The 15,871-nt window shown below is 69.5% G+C and carries 13 protein-coding genes; 4 read left to right on the top strand and 9 right to left on the bottom strand.

Annotated features, from left to right (window positions below; all coding sequences use genetic code 11):
• The first annotated feature begins 134 nt into the window (after positions 1 to 134).
• The gene (locus tag ACX1DX_RS02360) at positions 135 to 3,491 is read left to right on the top strand and encodes a bifunctional proline dehydrogenase/L-glutamate gamma-semialdehyde dehydrogenase (RefSeq protein WP_459397535.1); all 3,357 of its coding nucleotides are present in this window, start codon (positions 135 to 137) and stop codon (positions 3,489 to 3,491) included.
• A gap of 56 nt (positions 3,492 to 3,547) precedes the next feature.
• Here ACX1DX_RS02360 and rpsO read toward each other — a convergent pair whose 3' ends face one another.
• A complete protein-coding gene (gene rpsO / locus ACX1DX_RS02355; protein WP_182764801.1) occupies positions 3,548 to 3,811 on the bottom strand; it encodes a 30S ribosomal protein S15 in 264 nt (87 codons plus the stop codon).
• 217 nt (positions 3,812 to 4,028) lie between these two features.
• Between rpsO and ACX1DX_RS02350 the strand changes: the two genes are divergently transcribed.
• Entirely contained in the window at positions 4,029 to 4,508 is a 480-nt protein-coding gene (locus ACX1DX_RS02350; protein WP_076059247.1) for a GNAT family N-acetyltransferase, read from the top strand.
• 115 nt (positions 4,509 to 4,623) lie between these two features.
• A complete protein-coding gene (locus ACX1DX_RS02345; RefSeq protein ID WP_076059250.1) occupies positions 4,624 to 5,217 on the top strand; it encodes a TetR/AcrR family transcriptional regulator in 594 nt (197 codons plus the stop codon).
• On the opposite strand, the gene ACX1DX_RS02340 is transcribed toward ACX1DX_RS02345, so the two are convergent.
• The 5 genes from ACX1DX_RS02340 to ACX1DX_RS02320 all read right to left on the bottom strand — a co-directional run bounded on the left by ACX1DX_RS02340 (position 5,202) and on the right by ACX1DX_RS02320 (position 10,801).
• Positions 5,202 to 6,098 (bottom strand): bifunctional riboflavin kinase/FAD synthetase, encoded by an 897-nt coding sequence (locus ACX1DX_RS02340; RefSeq protein ID WP_143570868.1) that lies wholly within the window; start codon positions 6,096 to 6,098, stop codon positions 5,202 to 5,204. The two genes, ACX1DX_RS02345 and ACX1DX_RS02340, sit on opposite strands and share 16 nt — an antisense overlap.
• Before the next feature lie 32 nt (positions 6,099 to 6,130).
• Positions 6,131 to 7,009 (bottom strand): tRNA pseudouridine(55) synthase TruB, encoded by an 879-nt coding sequence (gene truB / locus ACX1DX_RS02335; protein WP_459397534.1) that lies wholly within the window; start codon positions 7,007 to 7,009, stop codon positions 6,131 to 6,133.
• A complete protein-coding gene (gene rbfA, locus ACX1DX_RS02330) occupies positions 7,006 to 7,446 on the bottom strand; it encodes a 30S ribosome-binding factor RbfA (RefSeq protein WP_459397533.1) in 441 nt (146 codons plus the stop codon). Before rbfA ends, truB begins: the two co-directional genes overlap by 4 nt.
• The gene (gene infB, locus ACX1DX_RS02325) at positions 7,446 to 10,376 is read right to left on the bottom strand and encodes a translation initiation factor IF-2 (RefSeq protein WP_459397532.1); all 2,931 of its coding nucleotides are present in this window, start codon (positions 10,374 to 10,376) and stop codon (positions 7,446 to 7,448) included. The genes rbfA and infB overlap by 1 nt, the downstream gene beginning before the upstream one ends.
• A gap of 179 nt (positions 10,377 to 10,555) precedes the next feature.
• Positions 10,556 to 10,801, bottom strand: coding sequence for a YlxR family protein (locus ACX1DX_RS02320; RefSeq protein WP_459397531.1), 246 nt, complete (start codon positions 10,799 to 10,801; stop codon positions 10,556 to 10,558).
• A 120-nt stretch (positions 10,802 to 10,921) separates the two neighbouring features.
• Here ACX1DX_RS02320 and ACX1DX_RS02315 point away from each other — a divergent pair, with 120 nt between their 5' ends.
• Complete coding sequence (locus ACX1DX_RS02315) at positions 10,922 to 11,521, top strand: hypothetical protein (RefSeq protein ID WP_459397530.1); 600 nt, start codon at positions 10,922 to 10,924, stop codon at positions 11,519 to 11,521.
• A 24-nt stretch (positions 11,522 to 11,545) separates the two neighbouring features.
• On the opposite strand, the gene ACX1DX_RS02310 is transcribed toward ACX1DX_RS02315, so the two are convergent.
• From ACX1DX_RS02310 to ACX1DX_RS02300, 3 genes are all read right to left on the bottom strand, one after another.
• Positions 11,546 to 13,411 carry an LTA synthase family protein gene (locus ACX1DX_RS02310; protein WP_459397529.1) on the bottom strand — a complete coding sequence of 622 codons (1,866 nt, stop codon included), beginning with the start codon at positions 13,409 to 13,411 and terminating at the stop codon, positions 11,546 to 11,548.
• 61 nt (positions 13,412 to 13,472) lie between these two features.
• Positions 13,473 to 14,585 (bottom strand): baeRF3 domain-containing protein, encoded by a 1,113-nt coding sequence (locus ACX1DX_RS02305; RefSeq protein ID WP_459397528.1) that lies wholly within the window; start codon positions 14,583 to 14,585, stop codon positions 13,473 to 13,475.
• Between the two features lie 91 nt (positions 14,586 to 14,676).
• Positions 14,677 to 15,825, bottom strand: a complete 1,149-nt coding sequence (locus tag ACX1DX_RS02300) for a resuscitation-promoting factor (protein WP_076059269.1) — start codon at positions 15,823 to 15,825, stop codon at positions 14,677 to 14,679.
• Positions 15,826 to 15,871 lie beyond the last annotated feature (46 nt).

Raw genomic sequence — 15,871 nt, 5'->3', positions numbered from 1 at the left:
GAGGACCAGACGGACACCTGGCTGGGCGGCAACTTGTTTTTCATTGTTATGAAGTTGTCACCGCACAGCTTAGCCGTCAGGCACGAGATAGGCGGATTCGGCGCGGCTGCGACGGGCCCTTGAAACAATGAGGCATGTCACCTGAGTTGCCGGCCACCGTTGTCGAGGCGGCCGTTTCCACCGCGCGCCGGTGGGCGGATGAGGCCCGCCACCACCCCGAACCACGAGCCGCCACCCTGCTGGGGGACGCGCTGAAGGATCCGGGCGGTCTGCGTTTCACCCTGGACTTCGTCGACGGCGTGCTGCGGCCGGAGGACACCGCCGTCGCTGCCGGCAATCTGGCGGCACTGGCCCGCCGTCCCGCCCGTTTCCTCCCCCCGCCGCTGCGGCTGGGCCTGCGGTCGGTGGCCCCCGTGGCCCGCCCGGCGCTGGGAGTGGTGCGACGCGCGTTCACCGCCGTGGTGGGCGACCTCGTCGTGGACTTCGGCAGATCCCTCGGGCCGGCACTGGCGCGCCTCCGCAGAGGCGGCGCGGATCTCAACGTCAACCTGCTGGGCGAGGCGGTGCTGGGTGAGCGCCACGCGGCCAGCAGGCTCGGCCGCACGATGGAACTGGTCGAGCGCGACGACGTCGACTACGTCTCCATCAAAGTGTCTTCCGTGCTCGGCCCGCACGCGCCCTTCGCCCACCGCGCCACCGTCGACGAGGCCGTCCACCGGCTGCGGCCGCTCTTCTCCCTGGCGAAGGAGCACGACACGTTCGTGAACCTCGACATGGAGGAGTACCGGGACCTCCATCTGACGCTCGACGTGTTCCGCGCCCTCCTGTCCGAACCCGGGCTGCGGGGTGTCCGAGCGGGTGTCGCGGTGCAGACCTACCTCAGGGAGTCGCTGCTGCTGCTCGGCGAGCTCGACCAGTTCGCCCGCGGACACGTCGCGGCGGGCGGTCATCCGGTGAAGGTCCGCCTCGTGAAGGGCGCCAACCTCGCCATGGAGCGGGTCAACGCCGAGGTGCGGGGCTGGGACAACCCCATCTGGGGTTCGAAGGAGGAGACCGACGCGAGCTATCTGCGCGCGCTGGACTTCTGCCTGACGCCGGAGCGCGCCACGCACCTCCACACCGGGGCGGCCAGCCACAACGTCTACACCCTCGCCGCGGCCTGGGAGATCGCCAAGGCACGCCGCGTCACAGACGCGCTGGACATCGAGATGCTCTCCGGCATGGCCACCCCACTCCAGCGGGTGCTGTTGAGCGACGTCGGCAGGCTGCGGCTCTACGTCCCTGTGGTACCTCGCGCCGAGTACGACTCCGCCATCGCCTATCTGGTGCGCAGGCTCGAAGAGAACGCGGCGCCTGAGAACTTCATGTCGGCCGCCGTCGGCCTCGGCCACGACGCGGCCTTCCTCGACCTGGAGGAACGGCGGTTCCGCACCGCCCTCGGTCACCTCGACGACCCCGTTCCGCAGCGCTGGGCGGGCCAGGACCGCCACGCTCCGGGTCGCGGCTTCACCAACGCGCAGGACACCAACCCCGCGCTGCTGGAGAATCAGCGCTGGGCCGCCGAGCTCCACGACCGGCTACCCGCCCCTTCGCTGGGTCTCAGCACCCTCCAGCACCACACGATCACCGAGGTCGCCGAGGTCGACGCGCTGTTGGAACGTGGCAGGAAGGCCGGGATGGCCTGGTTCCGGACGCCGCCGTCCGACCGGGTGGCCGCACTCCACCGACTGGCCGTCGAACTGGAATCCCTGCGCGGCGACCTCATCACCGTGGCCGGCGACGAGGTGGGCAAGCTCATCGACCAGGCCGACGTGGAGGTCTCCGAGGCGGTGGACTTCGCCAACTACTACGCGTCGCTGGCCCAGGAATCCGTCCCGGGCACCGAGCACGTCCCACCCCGGCTCACGACGGTCGCCCCGCCCTGGAACTTCCCCATCGCGATCCCGCTGGGTGGTGTCGCGGCCGCGCTGGCCGTCGGCTCGGCCGTCGTCCTCAAGCCCGCTCCCCCGGCGCGGCGCACCGCAGCGCTGCTCGCCGAGGCCTGCTGGCGCGCCGGCCTCCCGGAGGACCTGGTGCAGCTGGCCATCGTCGGCGACGGGCTGGTCAGCAAGCTCCTCATCACGGATCCCCGGGTCGACCTCGTGGTGCTCACCGGCGCCGCCGAGACGGCAGAGTTGTTCCGTTCCTGGCGCCCCGCCCTCCCCCTGCTGGCCGAGACGTCCGGCAAGAACGCCATCATCGTCACGCCGTCGGCGGACCTGGATCTGGCCGTGGCAGACCTCGCGAACTCCGCCTTCGGACATGCGGGGCAGAAGTGCTCAGCGGCGTCCCTGGGCATCCTCGTGGGCTCCGTGGCGCGCTCGAGGCGTTTCCGGAGCCAGTTGCTCGACGCGGTGCGGTCCCTGAAGGTGGCCTGGCCGACCGCCCCCCCAGCGCAGATGGGGCCGCTCACCGAACCCCCTGGCGAGAAACTCCTGAGGGGCCTGACGCGCCTGGAGCCCGGCCAGCGGTGGCTGCTCGAACCCAAGCGGCTGGACACCCGCCTGTGGCGCCCGGGCATCCGCGCCGGCGTGCTGCCCGGCAGCGAGTACCACCAGGTGGAGTACTTCGGCCCCATCCTGGGGCTGATGGCCGCCCAGGACCTCGACGAGGCCATCGCGTGGCAGAACGGCACCGATTTCGGCCTGACGGCCGGCCTGCACAGCCTGGACCCGGATGAGGTCGCGCGGTGGGTGGAGCGGGTGCAGGCCGGCAACGCCTACGTGAACCGCTCGATCACCGGCGCGGTCGTCCGCCGCCAGCCGTTCGGCGGCTGGAAGCGCTCGGCCGTGGGTGCGGGCGGCAAGGCGGGTGGCCCTAACTACCTCACGGGCTTCGGCACCCACCGGGCGGTCGCCGTCGACCACCGCCCCACCGACACCACGGTGTCCACCCCTCCCCTGGCACGGCTGCTCCGCGGGGCGGAGACTGTCCACGGGGTCGACATAGCCCGGCTGACAGCGGCTGTCGCCTCCGACGAGGAGGCGGCCCGCACGGTCTTCGGGGTGCCGCACGACCCGTCGGCGCTCGCCGTCGAGATCAACGTGCTGCGCTACCTCCCCACGCCTGTCACGGTGCGCGTGGAGACCGCCGATGCGACGGCGGTGCTCCGGGAGGCCTCAGCCGCCCTGGCCGCCGGGGCACCGGCCCGCTTCTCCTTCGCCGCGGCGCCTGAGGAGACCCTGGCGAGGGTGCTCTCAGAGGCCGGCCTCGAGTTCGAAACCCAGGCTCCGGACGACTTCGACCGGGCGGTGCGCGGGCGGGCCCGCTTCCTCGGTGACCGCGACCTGCTCACGGCGGTGCGTGGATCCATCGACGTCAGCGTCTTCGACGGCGACCCGATGCTCCCCGGACGGCTCGCCCTCCTCCCCTACGTGCGGGAGCAGGCGGTGTCCATCACCCACCACCGGTTCGGGCACCCCACCCACGTCGTCGACCAGGTGCGCCTCTGACCCGGAAAAAGCAGAAGGGCCGCCAAGCGGATAGCTTGGCGGCCCTTCTGGTGAAATCAGCGACGCAGGCCGAGGCGTGCGATCAGCGCACGGTAGTGCTCGACGTCCTGCTTGGCCACGTAGTTCAGCAGACGGCGGCGCTGGCCAACCATCAGCAACAGGCCACGACGGCTGTGGTGGTCACCCTTGTGGAGCTTGAGGTGCTCGGTGAGGTGAGCGATCCGCTTCGTCAGCAGGGCGATCTGCACGTCGGGCGAACCGGTGTCGCCAGGCGTGGTCGCGTACTCTTCGATGATGTTCTTCTTCGTTTCGGCGTCCATGTGGGACTCCTTCCGGTTCGCTGCACGGCGCCCCAGCTGCGGGTGCGTTCGGGGCTCTTACTAGGCCGTGGCCGATCTACGGCAACCGAGCTACCTTAGCACCGCTCCACCGTGGGACACTAATTGTGCGTCCCCCCGCTAACGCAGTCAGGCCCGGTGCGCCGCCCGTTGTCGCGCTAGGGTGGGGGCACCAGACCACGTTCGCAAAGGAGCCCTCATGGCCATCACCGTACGCCGCGTTGAAGCCGCTGACCTGGAGTACCTGCGTGAGCATCAGGCCCGGCCTGACCTCGGTCTCGTGGATGAACTCTTCGAGGCGCAGGAGGCCGGCAACCTGCTCTTCGCCGTCGCCGTGGAGGAGGACAGGCTGCTCGGTACCGCCGTCCTGGATCTCACGTCCGAGGAGATCGCCCCTGAACTGCGCAACATGTGGGTCTACCCGCATGCCCGCAGGCGCGGCGCCGGACGGGCGCTGAGCGAGTGGCTCGAGGACCAGGCCCGGAAAGCCGGCCACGACGCGGTGTATCTCGCGGTGGACCCCAACAACGAGAAGGCCGTGCCCCTCTATGTGTCGCTCGAGTACCACCCCACGGGGGAACACCTGTTCGTGGAGGAACACACCGAGCAGCAGGTGGAGGAAGGCACCGAGGCCAGCACGCACTACGCCGTCTACAAGAAGTCGTTGACGATGCGCTGAGGCCGACCCCCCTGTGGGGCCACTTCTCCCCTCAACTAGTGTGGCAGCCATCAGCGCACTCCGACGGAGGGCGTCCGGTGCCAGGTTGACGACAACGGATTGGTTGGCAGGGGATATGGCTCGCCCGAAGGTGCACGACGAGGCACTCGCTGAGGTCCTTCTGGAGAAGGCGACCCGGATCGTCGGGCTTGAGGGCCCAGCCGCACTGAGCCTGCGTCGCATCACCCAGTCGGCCGGCACCTCGACGTCAGCCATCTACTCGCTCTACGGCTCCCGTGACGCGCTGCTGGACGCCGTGTATGAGCGCGCGATCGAGAGCTTCGTCGCCTCCACCGTCGTCCGGGCCACCGACGACCCACTGGCAGACCTGCTGAGCATGGGATGCGCCTACCGGGAATGGGCGCTCGCCAACCCCCAGATGTACCCGGTGATGTTCGGCCGACGACACGGTGATTCCCCGGACGGTATCCGGGAGCGTACCCGCCACGCGGTCGAGCCCCTGCGTGACTGCGTGCAGCGGTGCCTCGAGGCGGATCTGTTCACCGGTGGCGGCGAGGAGATCATCGTCCAGCTGTGGTCCTCCGTGCACGGGTTCGTCACGCTGGAACTCGACGGGCTCCTGGCCCACTCCCTGATGGGGGACGACGTGGATCTGGATGCGGCGTACGAGACGCTGATGCGCGCCTCGATCTGTTACTGGGGCGGTTGAGCCAGCGCTCGACGGGTGGCCTCCACGTCGGCGCCCATCTGCTTGACGAGCGCGTCGATGCCCTCGAAACGCACCTGCCCCCGCAGCCGTGCCACGAAATCGACGGCGATCTCAGAGCCGTACAGCTCGAGGTCCGTGCGGTCCAGCACATAGCTCTCCACCCGGTGGTCTGACCCGTCGAAGGTGGGATTCGTGCCCACCGAGATGGCCGCCGGCATGGGCTCCGCCCCCGGTTCGTCCAGGACGGTGACCCAGCCCGCGTACACACCGTCGGCAGGCACTGCCATGTCGTGCGGGACGGTCAGGTTCGCGGTGGGGAACCCCAGTTCGCGCCCCCGTTGGTCGCCGACGACCACCACGCCGCGGAACCGGAACGGCCGGCCCAGGTGCTGCGCCGCGGCGGCGACGTCGCCCTCCGCAAGATGCGAGCGGATGCTGGTGGAACACGACACCTCGTCGTCGATGGAGGACAGCGGCAGCGGACGAACCTCGAAGCGGCCCTCCCCCAGCTTGGCCAGCGTCTCCACATTGCCCGCGGCCCTGTGCCCGAAGCGGAAATTGGCGCCGACGACGATCCGTACCGGGTGGAGCGGTGCGAGGAAGCGTTCGACGAACTCCGAGGGCGACAGGTTGGCAACCTCATCGTTGAACTGGATGACCCGCACCTCGTGGGCCCCGGCGTGCTTCAGCAGTTCGATGCGGGAGCGCAGGTCGCTCAACAGTTTGGGGGCCTTGTCGGGCCGCAGCACCGTGACGGGGTGGGGCCAGAACGTCACGACGATGAGCGGGTGGTCGGCGTCGCGGACGGCTTCGGCGAGCACCTGTTGGTGCCCCGTGTGCACGCCGTCGAAGTTGCCGATCACCACCACGGATTCAGTCACGGAAGTCTCCACACTGGGTAAATCTGGCACGCTCAGACCAACACCGCAACAGGCCTGGAGCCATCATCGTCGGGCTGGTACAGCGCCAGGAGTTCCCCGGACGGGGAGATGACGCCGGTGGGGCTGGCAGGCACGGGACGCCGCAGGGGGCGCCCGTAACCCACGTCGGTGGCCTCCTCCTCCGTCAGGTCGATGACGGGGAAGCTGAGCCGGGCGGCGTCCGCCATGCTCATCAGGGCGGGAGGCTCGTCACCGAGCGTCACCGCGTCGTCGAGCGAGTAGCCGCCGATGCGGGTGCGGCGCAGCGCCGTGAGGTGGCCGCCCACCCCCAGCGCCTCCCCCAAGTCCCGGGCGATGGCGCGGATGTAGGTGCCCGATGAGCACTCCACGTCGATGTCGACGTCGAGGAGGGCGCCCACCGGCCGCACCGCCAACAGGTCGAGGCGGGAGACGGTGACCGGCCTGGCGGGCAGGTCCACGGCCTCTCCTGCACGGACGCGGGCATAGGAACGTTTGCCGTCCACCTTGATGGCGGAGACGGCGCTGGGGCGCTGGAGGATGGCACCACGGAGCGGGGCCAGGGCCTCCTGGAGTTGCGCGATGGTGACGGCGGACGCGTCCGCGACCTCAGTGAGGTCGCCGTCGGCGTCATCGGTGTGCGACGACTGCCCCAGCCTCACTGTGGCCAGGTAGCGCTTGTCGTGCAGGGCCAGATGGCCCAGCAGGCGGGTGGCGCGGTTGACCCCGAGGATGAGCACGCCGGTGGCCATGGGGTCCAGGGTGCCGGCATGGCCGATCTTGCGGGTACCCAGAAGACGGCGCAACCGGCCGACCACCTGGTGCGAGGTGAGCCCCGACTCTTTGTCGATGATCACCAGGCCCGAGGGGACGGCCGGTTGCGCGCTACTCACTCTTCTTCGTTGTCTTCGTCGTCCCGCGGCTTCCGGTAGGGGTCCGCCTCACCGGCGAACTCCTTCCCGGCCGCCGCAGCAGCTGCTGCGGCGTCGTGGGCCTGGACCTGGGCGAGCAGGTCCTCGATGTGCCGCGCCGTTTCCGGCGTGGCGTCGAGGACGAAGTCCAGCGTGGGCGTGAACTTCATGCCCAGCTGCTGACCCATCGTGGAGCGGAGCATGCCCTTGGCAGACTCCAGCGCCGCGGCGCTCCCCGCACGGTCCGCCTCGTCGCCGAGGACGGTGTAGAAGGCGGTGGCCTCCCGGTTGTCGCCGGTCAGCCGCACCTCCGTGATCGTCACGAACCCCAGACGGGGGTCCTTGACGCGGCGGTCGATGGTCGAGGCCAGGATGACCTTGATCTGATCCGCGAGCTTCGCGTTACGGGGTCCGACCATCAGTCACGCTCCACTTCGACCATTTCGAAGGTCTCGATGACGTCACCGATCTTGATGTCGCTGTACGTCAACGTGATACCGCACTCGAAGCCTTCGCGGACCTCGGTGGCATCGTCCTTCTCACGCCGCAGCGAGGCCACGGTCGTCTCGGAGACGACCACGCCGTCACGCAACAGGCGCGCCTTGGCGTTGCGCTTGATGGTGCCGTCGAGGACCATGCAGCCAGCGATGTTGCCGAACTTGGAAGAACGGAAGACCTCGCGGATCTCCGCCTGGCCACGCACTTCCTCCTTGTAGATCGGCTTGAGCATGCCCTTGAGCGCTGCTTCGATCTCGTCGATGGCCGAGTAGATCACCGAGTAGAAGCGGATGTCGACGTTCTCGCGATCCGCCATCTGGGCCGCGTGCGGCGTGGGCCGCACGTTGAAGCCGATGATGACGGCCTTGGACGCGGCGGCCAGCGACACGTTGGTCTCGGTGATGGCACCGACACCGCGGTCGATGACGCGCAGCGACACCTCCTCGCCGACCTCGATCCCGCTGAGCGCATCTTCCAGCGCTTCGACGGAACCTGCGCCGTCGCCCTTGAGGATGAGCAGCAGTTCCTGCGTCTCGCCCCTCTCGAGCTGCTCGAACAGCTGGTCCAGTGTCTTGCGACGGCCGGACTTGGCCTGCTGGGCGGCGCGCATGCGGGCCTCACGCTTGTCAGCGATCTGGCGGGCCATGCGGTCGTCGTCGACAACCAGGAAGTTGTCGCCGGCGCCGGGCACCGACGTCAGGCCGAGCACCTGGACGGGCATCGACGGCGGGGCTTCGGTCATCGTCTCGCCCTGGTCGTTGATCAGGGCGCGGACGCGGCCGTGGGCCGAGCCGGCCACGATCGAGTCGCCGATGCGGAGCGTGCCGCGGTGCACCAGGACGGTGGCCACGGGACCGCGACCCTTGTCGAGGTGCGCTTCGATGGCCACACCCTGTGCGGGCATGTCCGGGTTGGCCCGGAGGTCCAGCGCGGCGTCTGCCGTCAGCACGATGGCCTCCAGCAGTTCCGGCAGGCCCTGCATGGTGGCCGCGGACACGTCGACGAACTGGGTGTCGCCGCCGTACTCCTCAGGCACCAGGCCGAACTCGGAGAGCTGGCCACGCACACGTACGGGGTCCGCCGACTCCTTGTCGATCTTGTTGACCGCGACCACGATCGGGACGTCCGCAGCCTGGGCGTGGTTCAACGCCTCGATGGTCTGCGGCATCACGCCGTCGTCAGCTGCCACGACGAGCACCGCGATGTCCGTGGACTTCGCGCCGCGGGCACGCATGGCGGTGAACGCCTCGTGGCCCGGGGTGTCGATGAACGTGATCTTGCGATCAGCGCCGTCGACACCGGTCTCGACCTGGTAGGCGCCGATGGCCTGGGTGATGCCACCCGCTTCGCCGGCGACGACATTGGAGTGCCGCAGCGCGTCCAGCAGGCGCGTCTTACCGTGGTCCACGTGGCCCATGACGGTCACGACCGGCGGGCGGGCCGCCAGATCGTCCTCGTCGCCGAGATCCTCACCGAACTCGAGATCGAAGCTCTCGAGCAGTTCGCGGTCCTCGTCCTCGGGCGAGACGACCTCGATGTTGTAATCGAGCTCAGCGCCCAACACCTCGAGGGTGTCATCTGAGACCGACTGCGTTGCGGTGACCATCTCGCCCAGGTGGAACAGCACCTGTACGAGCGACGCCGCGTCCACGCCAATCTTCTCGGCGAGGTCCGTCAGGGACGCGCCACGGCGCAGGCGAACGGTCTGGCCGTCGCCCTTCCGGACGCGCACGCCGCCAATTGCCGGCGCCTCCATCTGATCGAACTCTTGCCTACGCTGCTTCCTGGACTTGCGACGGCGACCTGCGCCACCGCCGCCACGACCGAAGGCACCCTGAGTGCCGCCACGGCCACGGCCTGCGCCGCCGCCACGGCCACCACCGGGGCCACCGCCCATGGGGCCCGAACCGAAGGCGGGCGCACCGCCGGCGCCACCGGGACGACCCGGTGCACCAGCGCCGGGACGCCCACGACCACCGCCGGGGCCACCGGCCGGGCGACCGCGGCCGCCTGTGCGGCCGAGCGCCGGGTTGGCCTGCTTGGGCATCATCGCGGGATTCGGCCGCGGTACGCCGGGCAGACCGCCCGTGCCACCGGGACGTGGGACACCCGACGGGAGACCGCCGGTGCCGCCCGGACGGGGCGCGCCACCCTCACGACGCGGAGCGCCGTCAGGACGGGGGCCGCGACGCTGCTGGGTGCCCATGCCCTGGGACGGGGCGAAGGGATTGTTCCCCGGACGGGGTGCGCCGGGCTTGCGCGGGCCGGGCGAAGGCGCCTGGGGACGCGGGCCGGGAGCGCCGGGCTTGGGAGCCGGGCCCGAAGGACGGGCGGACGGCGCAGCCGGAGCGGCCGGGCGCTTGGGAGCAGCGGGAGCGGGAGCAGCGGAAGCCGCGGGTGCGGCCGGTGCTGAAGGTGCTGCAGGTGCTGCCGGAGCGGAAGGCGCTGCGGGTGCAGCAGGCCGGGGGGCCGCTGCGGGCGGCTTGGGGGCAGCCGCGGGCGGCTTGGGGCCCGGGCGCGGGCCGGCCTGGGGCCGTGCGGACGCCTGGGGCGCCTCGTCGACGGCGGGGGCCGACGTGTCAGGTGCGCCAGGGGTGGCCACCGGGGTGTCAAGGTGTGTCTCGACGACAGGGGCCGGAGCCGCTGCCTTCGGTGCGGGACGGGACTGCTTGGGTTGCGCAGGCGCATCGCTCTTGGCGGTGAATGCTTCCCGGACGCGGCGCACGACTGGTGCTTCCAACGTCGAGGACGGGCCACGGACGTATTCTCCGTTTTCACCCAGCCAGGACAACAGTTCCTTACTGGTCTTACCTATTTCCTTGGCGATCTCGTGGACGCGAGGCTTTGCCACTACTCTCCTTCAAGCGGCCCGACCTCCAAGGCGCGGACCTAGTTGTGTTTGGTCATCGTTGGGTTCTCATCGAGTGGTCATGAGCTTCCAGCCCACCTTCTGGTTGTAGCCCTTCCGGGCGTTTGAACGATGTGGCCGCGCACAGCGCAGGCCGCCCACCATCATAACCTGCCTGACCGTCAGCTTCCACTCCGGCGGATTACGGAGCGCGCGGCAGGGTCAAGTTCGGCCCCCGGCCCGAACGCGCGACGGATGGCGTGGCGCCGCTCGGCGAGCTCCAGACAGTGGGAATGGACGTAGGCCCCCCGACCGGGAAGGCGGGGCGAGGTGCCGTCGACGACGGTGACGCCCTGCCTGACGAGCCGGACCAACGTCGTCTGATCGTCGACGGCGCGGCACCCGATGCAGGTGCGTTGAGGATTCACCCCGCCAGACTAGCCAAGTTCGCAGCGGCCACCCAGCCGCGGCACAGGCACCCCACAGGAGCGCTCACGAAGCTGGGGGCATCGGGCAGCACCGCCCGACCCACCGGAAGGAAGCCTCCCATGAACAAGATCATCGCCGGAGTGTCCGCAGCAGCGATGGCTGCGGGACTCGGCCTCGGCGCAGCCACGCTGGCCAACGCTGAGACGACTGCGCCCAGCCCCTCTCCCAGCACCTCTGCCACCGAGAGCACCCAACCATCGCGGCAGGCGCAGGGGTGGGGCATGGAGGGGCGCGGCAGGCTCGGCGGAGAGCACCGCAGCGGCATGCCGGGCATGGATGTGTCGGCGCTCGCAGAGAAGCTCGGGGTTGACGAGTCCGATCTCACGGAAGCGATGGCCACAGCCAGGGACGCAGCCCGGCCGGCCGAACCCGCCACCATGCCGGACACGCAGGAAGAGCGCGATGCGCTGCGCGCCGAACACCAGGCCGCGTTCGCGAAGGCGCTGGCCGAAGAACTGGGCTTGGAGGAGGCGAGCGTCACCGAAGCCCTCACCGAGTTGCGCGAGGAACGCCAGGCCGTGCAGGCCGCCGAGGACAAGGAGGTGTTGGACAAGGCCGTCACCGACGGCGAGCTGACGCAGTCCGAGGCCGACGCCGTCCAGAAAGCCATCGACGCCGGGATCGTCGGGGTCCATGGTCACGGCGGCCCCCGTCGCTGACCCGCTGCCCGGGTGCGCCGGAGGTCACTCCTCCGGCGCGTACCAGCGTTCGACGTCGAGGTACCAGCCCACGGCCAACTCACGGCCGCGCTCCATCCAGTCGGCATCGGTCCCGGTCACCAGATCGGTGAGCTCCCCCGGGTCCTCGGCGACGTTGAACACCTCGTCGCGGCGATCCCCGAAGTGGTGGATCAGCTTGCGGTCGCCGTCGAGGACCGCAGTGCAGCGCCCCCGGACCCAGCAACTCACGATGACCGGCCCCTGCGGCTCCCCGCTGTACAACGAGGGCCGGTACTCGACGTCACTGACCAGGTCGAAGCCGAGCGCGTCGACGGCGGTGGGCATCAGGGCGAGCTGGTTGGCCGGCCCTTCGATCAGTTCCGGCGCCCGACGGGGGTCGTGCACCAGCATGGGCACCCGGATGCCCTCTTCGTAGATGGTGTTGTCGTGCTGGTAGAGCTGGTGCTCGCCGAAGCCTTCGCCGTGGTCACCGGAGATCACGAACACCGTGTCCTCGTAGAGGCCCAGTTCCTTGAAAAGGTCGATCACGTGGCCGACGAAGCGGTCCTGCAGGTGCACGGCGTTGAGGTACTTGTTCATCAGCGGGCGGTCCACGAAGTCGATCAGCTCGTAGCCCGGCACGTTGTAGTCGTGGTGCGCGGTCACCGTCAGCATGCCCAGCATGAACGGCCCGTCCTGCCTCGTGAGCCAGCGGCGCACCGGCTCCAGCATGATGTCGTCCTCGTAGCCGAAGTAGTTGGCCTTGCTGAAGCCGGTCTTGTCCATGCCGTCCACCGGGGTGAACTTCTGGAAGCCCAGGTTCGCAGCGGTGCCGCGGCGCCGCTCGAAGTGTTCCGTGGCCGATTGGAAGAAGGCGGTGCTGTAGCCCTCATCTGCCAGGAGTTCAGGCAGGCAGCGCTGCGGCAGCCCGTTCTCGTCGGCCTCGGTGTTGCGATTGTCCGGCGGCGGCGCCATCCCGCAGTGGATGGAGACCAGCGACTTCGAGGTGTGGGGCAGCACGGTGTAGCCCCGCTCCGGACGCACACTCTGCTCAGCGAGGGCGTCGAGCACCGGGGTCACCGGCTGGCGCGTCTCCGGCAGGGCGGAGGTGGCCCGCTGGGACTCGAGGGTGATGACCACCACGTTGCGGTGCCGCTCCCCCGGCCGCGGCACCAACCGCGTGCTCTCAGGATCAGCCAGCGGCGCCCCTGAGGCGAAGGCCTCCGGATAGGCGGCCGCCTCCTTGATGGGAGAGACGGCCAACTGCACAGCCGGGGACAGCGCGAACGAGGCGGACGCGGTGGGCGCCGTCCACGTGGCGGCGATGAGCAGCAGCACCGCGCCAGCCAGGCCCACGCGCCGGGTGACGGGGCCGGCCTCGCCCGTGAACAGGCGCGCGAACACCTTCCCCAGGAGGAGCGGGGCGACCAGGGACCACAGGACGACGCCGACCAGGAGGCCGATGAACGTGGTGTCGACCTGCGAACCGAGGAGCCCGGAGAGCGCTTCGGCCTCGCGGATCGCCAGCGCGATCTGGGCCGGGGTCAACGGATTGCCGGTGCGCAGCGCATAGGAATGGTTCACGACCATGAAGACGCCGATGGCTGCGGTGAGCACCTGGGCCAACACAACCGCGGCGGAGCGCAGCCTGGGCCGGCGGAGGTACAGGAGGGCGACGGCCCACAGCACACACCAGAAGAGGCCGAAGGCGACGTCGGAGGACAGTTTCGTGGCCCTCTCCGCGAACCCCGCGCTGGGGTAGAACCGGTCGATCCGGACCACCTTCAGCCAGACCCCGAGCACCGCGAACGGAGCCATGAGGACGGCCAACCGTCCCCATAGCCGGCGTTCAGCAGGTGAACGAGTGATGAACTCAGAGTTAACAGTCATGGAGGCAGCAATGCTACTTGCCTGCAGGTGTCACTCCAAAGCGCCGTTCACGGCGCCATTCTCAGTACCGGAAGATGGCCCGCACCGGGGGTGCCGCCGAGTCCTCGCTCACTGCCAGGGAACCGGAATTGCGCAGCGTGTGCGCGATCACGGCATCCACTTCGTCGACGACCAGGTGGGGCTGTCCGTCCGGCGCCGCGCTCGGCCGGCGGAGCAGCAGAGTGTCGACCCTGCCCTCCTCCGCCGCGGTGGCGATGCCGGCCAGATCCTCCGAGGCCCTGCCCGTGCCCACCAGCTCGTTGTAGCGGTCAGCCAACTGGGCGTCGTCCTCGCGCAACGCGCGCTCCGCGATGGGCCAGGCCCGTGCGTGCAGTTCCTGGGCGCTCAACCTGTCCGGGTTGCCGGTCACCATCTCGTCGACGATGTTCCTGCGCCCGCTGATGGAGCGGAAGGTGGCGCCGTGTTCCGCGACGCCGGCCAGGACCAGCGGACGGGTGGCACCCCGGCCCAGCACCTCGTCCACGGCGGTGGCGATGTCGCGGAAGAGCCGCTCAAGGTCCACAGCGGCCACGTCCCTGTCCCCGCCGTGCCCGTGGAAGTTGGCCATGTCGCCGCCGCGGCTCTGAGCCGAGCTCTGGAGCTGGACCTGGTGATCGCGGCCGATGAAGACCTCCTCCACCGCCGTCGGCGTGTCCTCACCGAGGGACAGTTCCCCGATCGCGTTGCGCGTTCCCTCGAACAGTCGCACACGGTTGGCGGACAGTGCCAGCACGTCGAACGAACCGCCCACCGCTGACAGCACACCCACGAGGGGTGCGAGCCTGGGGTGGTCGCCCACACAGACCTCCTCGCGCAACGCCAGCGGCAACCGGAAGGTGCGCAGCGCCCCCGGTGCGGCGTACACGGCCAGACCGTCCGACTGGTGGAGCCAGAATTCACGGTCTGCGACGAGCTCGCGCAGGGCGGGCAGCACCTCGGCCAGCCCGTCTCTGGCAGCGAGCTCGCCCTCAGCCAGCTTCAGCATGTTCTCGTACTGGGATCTGGCGGCGAGTGTCTCGCGGCCGGTGCGCTGCGTGGGAAGCAGGATGCTGACCCACGGCCCTTCGGTGATGGTCGCCTGGGCGAGGAACTCCTCGTCGACGATGTCGAGGTTGGGTAGTGTCCGTTCGGTCATGGGCCTTACCTTTCGTTGGGGTCCGGTTCCGTAGACGATCAACCCTACCCAGCAGGCACGACGCTGTGAACAGATCGTGGATGAATCACGATCAGGGCTTGCAGCCCCAGGGCTGGAGGCCGCGCTGGTCGTACAGACGGTTGGCCACGGTGATCTGCTCCTCGCGGGTGGCCTGGTGCGGGTAGGCCGCGAAGTCCGTGCCGCCGACGCTGCGCCAGGTCTGCAGGTTGAACTGCAGGCCGCCGTAGTAACCGTTGCCGGTGTTGATGTTCCAGCGGTTGGTCGACTCGCAGCGCGCGATGGTGTCCCACATGGAGGAGCGGCGCAGGTCGAGGCCGGAGCCTCCCGAGGAGGCCGGCTCGGAGCTGTCAGCGGGGGCAGCGTCGGGTTCCGGTGCCGGAGGGGGCGGCACCTTGGTGCCGACGGTGGTCACCTGGTTCACCGGCTTCTTGAGCACCTCGGTGGAGACGAGCGCGGACGACTTAAGCACGCCGTCCTCGTAGACGTTGGTGTAGGTCTCGAGGTTTTCACCGACCACACCCTTGGTGGTGACTTCCTTCTCGCCCTTGAGCATCTTGCTGGATTCGCTGGTGGTCTTCTCGAACGCCACCGCGACCTTCTTGGTGGACGGCTTGACGTCGACCCTGACGAATACGACGCCCATGCCGTCTTCGAGGGCGGTTTCCGGGCTGGGGGTCACCTTGTCGTCGGCGTCCGGGGTGACGCCCACCTCGGCCAACGCGTCGGCGACGGTGCCGGCGAGGCGCACGGGCTTGGCAGCCCCGGCGACGGTGACCGTCAGGTCGCGGGCGGTGAGGATGTCGACGGAGAGGCCCTCGCGGCCGATGGCCGCGGAACGGGAGGCGGAGAGCTTGGAATCGGCGGCGTCGAGGCGCAGCATCTTCAGCGCATCTCCGACGTTCTTCGCGGTGGTCCAGACCTCGCGCTGTTCGCCGTCGATGGTGACGTCGAGCGGGCGCGCGTAGGCGATGCTGATCTCGAGGCCGTCGACGACGGTGGTCTCCAGCGCCGGCAGGACGACGTCGTGGGGCCCGGGCTCGATGCCCTCGAGTTCGAGGACCTGCGCGACGGTGTTCTCGCGGACCGCGATGGTCTTGGCCACGCCGTCGACCACCATGGTGACGTCGTCCTTGTCCAGCGCGCTGGCAACGCCCACGCCGCCGACGAGTGCCAAGGCGCTGACGCCTGCGATGACCGGGGTCCAGATCTTCTTCGCCATCTGTTCGAACAGTCCTCTGATCGGGGATCGCTGGATTCCCAGCGAG

The sequence above is a fragment of the Tessaracoccus zhenghani genome, from assembly GCF_054552775.1.
Note: the sequence above shows the minus strand (reverse complement) of the source record. Positions and strands in the feature narration are given on the sequence as shown.